General features: G+C 65.3%; 5 protein-coding genes. 1 reads left to right on the plus strand and 4 read right to left on the minus strand.

Translation table 11 applies throughout. The features are described from left to right. The 4 genes from EOA22_RS13075 to EOA22_RS13090 all read right to left on the minus strand — a co-directional run. Positions 1-657 (minus strand): ATP-binding cassette domain-containing protein (locus EOA22_RS13075; protein WP_164755397.1); only part of this gene is annotated, 657 nt, incomplete at its 3' end. Positions 658-746: 89 nt separating this feature from the next. After that, positions 747-1,760 carry a substrate-binding domain-containing protein gene (locus EOA22_RS13080; protein WP_013530992.1) on the minus strand — a complete coding sequence of 338 codons (1,014 nt, stop codon included), beginning with the start codon at positions 1,758-1,760 and terminating at the stop codon, positions 747-749. A 103-nt stretch (positions 1,761-1,863) separates the two neighbouring features. After that, positions 1,864-2,772, minus strand: coding sequence for a sugar phosphate isomerase/epimerase (locus EOA22_RS13085; protein WP_013530991.1), 909 nt, complete (start codon positions 2,770-2,772; stop codon positions 1,864-1,866). Beyond that, positions 2,769-3,800 carry a Gfo/Idh/MocA family oxidoreductase gene (locus EOA22_RS13090; RefSeq protein WP_063168291.1) on the minus strand — a complete coding sequence of 344 codons (1,032 nt, stop codon included), beginning with the start codon at positions 3,798-3,800 and terminating at the stop codon, positions 2,769-2,771. The genes EOA22_RS13085 and EOA22_RS13090 overlap by 4 nt, the downstream gene beginning before the upstream one ends. 196 nt (positions 3,801-3,996) lie before the next feature. Between EOA22_RS13090 and EOA22_RS38840 the strand changes: the two genes are divergently transcribed. Further along, positions 3,997-4,504: LacI family DNA-binding transcriptional regulator (locus EOA22_RS38840; RefSeq protein ID WP_245478630.1), on the plus strand; the 508-nt coding region annotated here is incomplete at its 3' end.

Below are 4,504 nucleotides of genomic sequence, written 5' to 3' on the forward strand. Positions count from 1 at the left end.
GTCCAGCACCACGAAGCGGTCGGCGATGTCGAAGACATGATGGATGTTGTGGCCGATGAACAGGATCGAGCGGCCGCTCGCCCGCACCTGGCGCACGAAATGGAACACCTTGGCGGTCTCGGTCAGCGACAGCGCCGTCGTCGGTTCGTCGAGGACGATCAGCTCGGCCTGCTTGTAGATGGCGCGGGCGATCGCCACGCCCTGGCGTTCGCCGCCCGAAAGCTGGCCGACGATCGACTGCGGCGTGAACACTTTCGAGGTGAAGCCGATCTCGCGCATCAGCCGGCTTGCCTCCTCGATCTCCTTGTTGACCCTGAGAAAGCCCATGAAGCCGGTCAGCTCGCGGCCCATGAAGATGTTGCGAACGATGGTCTGCTGCACGGCCAGCGCCCGGTCCTGGAACACCGTCTCGATGCCGGCCTCGCGCGAACGCGCCGCGCTCCACCCGGTCACCGGCTTGCCACGCACGAGGATTTCGCCGCTGGTCGGCTTGACCACGCCCGAGAGGATCTTGATCAGCGTCGACTTGCCGGCGCCATTGTCGCCGAGCAGGCCGACCACCTCGCCGCGGTCGACGCTGAGATTGACCCCGCCCAGTGCATAGACCTGGCCATAGGACTTGCTGATGTCGCGCAGTTCGATGAGGCGTTCGGCCATCGGATGCTCGCTTTCATTGTCTCGTGCCGGCGTCGTCGCCAGCGGTCCCGCCGGCCGGGGCCTGAGATCCCGGCCGGCGGCTTGGGAGGTCAGCGCAGCGCCTGCTTGGCGAGCTCGGCGACGATCTCGTAATTTTCGGGCGTGACGAAGCCGGCGCCGGTGTCGACATTCATCGGCGCCAGCCCCAGCACAACCTGCTGGCAGAGGCTGAGGATCGGCAGATAGCCCTGCAGGAACGGCTGCTGGTCGGCGGTCAATTGCACCCAGCCACCCTTGAAACCCTCGACGATCTGCGGGCTGGTGTCGAAGCCGAAATTGAAGATCTCGCCCGCCTTGCGTCCGGCCGCCTGCATATAGGTCGAGACATTGCCGAGCATCTGCCCGCCGGGATAGCCGACCGCCTTGACGTCGGGATTGTTGAGCAGCGCCGCGGTGATCACCGGAATGGCCAGGTTGGGATCGGACGCCCATTCGCCGCTCGGCGGTGAGGACAACTGGATGACCTCGACGCCGGCTTCCTTGAGCGCCGCCACCGTGCCGCGTTCGCGCGCGCCGCGACTTTCGTTTTCGAACGGACCGATCATGATCGCCTTGTCGCCGGCCTTCAGCTTGCCCAGTTTGAACGCCTCGGCGCCGAGCGCGCGGCCCTGCTGTTCCTGCTGGGCGCCGACATAGCCGCCGCCGAACGCTTCCACCACCTTCGGCACAGGCACGTTCTGGTACATCATCTTGATGCCGTCCTTGTGCGCCTGTTCGGCGAGCGGCATGATTGATGCGTCGCCCGGATGGCCCATCATGGCGATGCCGTTGGGCTTGACCGCGACGGCCTCGCGCAGTTGCTGCACCATCTTTTCGATGTCCCACTGGGAGAAGATGTAGTCGACCTTCGGCCCCAGATCGGCCTCTGCCTGCTTGGCGCCATTGTAGACGATGGTGCCGAAAGCGTCGCCCTCGGCGCCGCCGACGAAGAAGCGGATGTGGACGTCCTTGCACCATTTGGCGTCGAGCGCCTGCGCGGGCAAGGTGGAGATCGCAGCGGCAAGCACCGTGGCGGCGGCCACGACGGTCGAGCGCAGAACTGTCCTTCTCATCGTCATGCTCATGCACTTATCCTCCCTTTTTGTCCTCGCAAGCGAGGGGTTTCGACATTCGCTTCGGCAATGTGCGTTGCAGACATCCCGGCCGGCTCCTCCCGCCGGCCGATCCTCACATCGGGTTCGGCAGGTAGCTGGCCCCTCCCCGGCATTGCTTGAGATATTCCAGCGCGCGCACCTGCCCGGTGATTTCGAGATCGCCTCGATAGACAGGGTCGTGCCAGCCTTCGATGTCGATGGCGCCCTTGTATCCGGCCAGCCGCAATTCGCTGATCACCCGCGTCCAGTCGCTGTCGCCGAAGCCCGGCGTTCGCATCTGCACGAAGGGCAGCCGGCCGAACACGCCATGCTCGCGGATGACATCCCAGCGCACCGTCGCGTCCTTGCCGTGGACGTGGAAGATGCGCGGCGCCCATTTGCGGATCTGCGGCATCGGATCGATCAGATAGACGAGCTGGTGGCAGGGCTCCCATTCCAGTCCGAGATTGTCGTCCGGCACTTCGTTGAACATCAGCTCCCAGGCGTCCGGATTGTGGGCGATGTTCCAGTCGCCGGCGGCCCAGTTGCCGTCCATCGCGCAGTTCTCGAAGGCGATGCGCACGCCCTTGTCGGCGGCGCGCCTGGCCAGCGGTCCCCAGACCTCCTTGAAGCGCGGCAGGCTGTCGGTCAGCTTCTTGCCGCGCAGGCGGCCGGTGAAGCCGCTGACCATCGAGGTGCCGAACAGATGCGCATTGTCGATGACCGTCTCCCAGGCCTTGAGCACGCCGCGATCGACCTCGCCGTCTTCCAGCGGATTGCCGAACACGCCGAGCGAGGACACGGTGACGTCGGCATCGCCGATCGCCTCGCGGATCTGGCCGGCCAGCCGCGGCAAATCCTTGCCGCCCAGCGTCTGCCAGAAGAAGGGCTGGATGCTCTCGAAGCCGAGCGGCAGGATCTGCTTGATGTAAGCCGCCGGGTCGTCGAGATTGGCCCGCACCATGGTGCCGATCCGGATGTCGAGAAGCGGGTTCGGCGTCATTGTGCTTCCTCTGCGATTGTCACGCGGCGGCCGGTCTCGGCGCTTTCGATGGCGCCAAAAACCATGGCCAGGCTCTTGATGTTGTCGCCGCCGCGCGTTTCCGGCTCGGTGCCGGTCTCGATGGCGTGCATGAAATCCTGGAGAATGCCGAGATGGCCGCCGACGCGATCGGACGCATCGAGCGGCGGCACCTCGATCGGCTGGGTTTTGTCGAACATTCCCTCGCGGCCCGGCATCACTGCTTCTGCCCTCAAATCGTCATGACCGTCCCAGATGAGGCTGCCGCGCTCGGCAACGATGCGCCATGCACTTTCCCAACTGGTGCGGAAGCCGGCCGCGCACCAGCTGCCGGCGTAGGTGAAGACCTTGCCGTCGCCGAGATCGAAGACGGCGCTGGCCGAAGATCCCTGCCTGTACCAGGAACTGGCCGGCTCCCATTCCTGGCAATAGACGCCGGCCGGCTCGCCATTCACCATATAGCGAGCGGCGTCGAAGGTGTGGATCGCCATGTCGAGCAGCAGCACATGGGCCATCTCCTCGCGAAAACCGCCGAAATGCGGCGCGACGAAGAAGTCGGCGTGGATGCTGGTCGGCGCACCGATGGCGCCGGAGTCCAGGAACCTCCGGATGCGCCTGACATTGGCGACATAGCGGCGGTTCTGCACGACCGCATGGATGCGCCCGGCGCGGCGCGCGGCCTCGACGATGGCGCGCGCATTTTCCGGACTGTCGGCGAGCGGCTTTTCCGTCAGCAGATGGCAATTGTGCGCAAAGGCGGACAGCGCGACCGCGCGCCGGGCGGCGGGAACCACGACATCGAACACCGCTTGCGGTTTGATCTGATCGAGGACGGCATCGAGGCTGCTGCCGATGACGGCATTGGTGAGGCCGTATTCGTGCGCCCGCGCCCGTGCCCTGTCGGCATCGAGATCCACAAGGCCGACAATGGCGAGCCCGTTGACTTGCTGCGCGGCATCGAGCCAGGCCTTGCTCATCGCTCCGCAGCCGACCAGGACGGCATTGATCATCCGGCGCTCCTCCTCCGCTCGGTCCCTCCAGACCGATCGTCACGGCATCCACGGCATGACCGTAAACGTTTTTCCGTAAACGTTTACGAGAACACACCCGAAGGCGTAGAATGTCAATTGGCCGCTCGTGAAAATCGTCCTGTCGCCTTGGCCTGAGCGGCTACCGGTGCTAGCCAAGCAAGGGGAGTACAGTCACTTGGCATCCAGCATTCATGACCTTGCCCGTCACCTGAACATTTCGATCGGCACGGTGTCGCGGGCGCTGAACGGCCGCGCCGACGTCAATGCCGACACGCGCCAGCGCGTGCTCGAGGCGGCCAGGACGCTCAACTATTCGCCGAACCAGTCCGGCCGCAGTCTGCGGCAAGGCGCCACCCATTCGATCGCCTTCATGCTGCAGCCGCATCCGGGCGACCAGCAATATGGCGAGCCGTTCTTCATTCCGTTCCTGATCGGGCTGCAGGCCAGGCTTGCGGAAAGCGGGCTCGACCTGACCGTGGTCATGGGCGCGCCGGGCGACTACCAGCAGGAGCGCCTGCGCCGCGTCGTCGAGACGCGCCGCGCCGATGCGGTGCTGCTGGCCTGGACGCGGCGCGAGGATGAACGCATCGACTATCTCACCCAGGCCGGCTTTCCCTTCGCCACGCTCGGCCGCAGCCGCTCCGGAACCAAGTCCTACCCTTCCCTCAACCTCGATTTCGAGA

The organism is Mesorhizobium sp. M7A.F.Ca.US.014.04.1.1 (assembly GCF_003998745.1).
In the GTDB taxonomy this organism is placed as follows: Bacteria; Pseudomonadota; Alphaproteobacteria; order Rhizobiales; family Rhizobiaceae; genus Mesorhizobium; species Mesorhizobium ciceri.

Bases quoted from the DNA above. Each gene is read 5' to 3' on its own strand.
- EOA22_RS13090 (WP_063168291.1), bottom strand. From the start codon at position 3,800: ATGATCAATGCCGTCCTGGTCGGCTGCGGAGCGATGAGCAAGGCCTGG.
- EOA22_RS13085 (WP_013530991.1), bottom strand. From the start codon at position 2,772: ATGACGCCGAACCCGCTTCTCGACATCCGGATCGGCACCATGGTGCGG.
- EOA22_RS13080 (WP_013530992.1), bottom strand. From the start codon at position 1,760: ATGAGCATGACGATGAGAAGGACAGTTCTGCGCTCGACCGTCGTGGCC.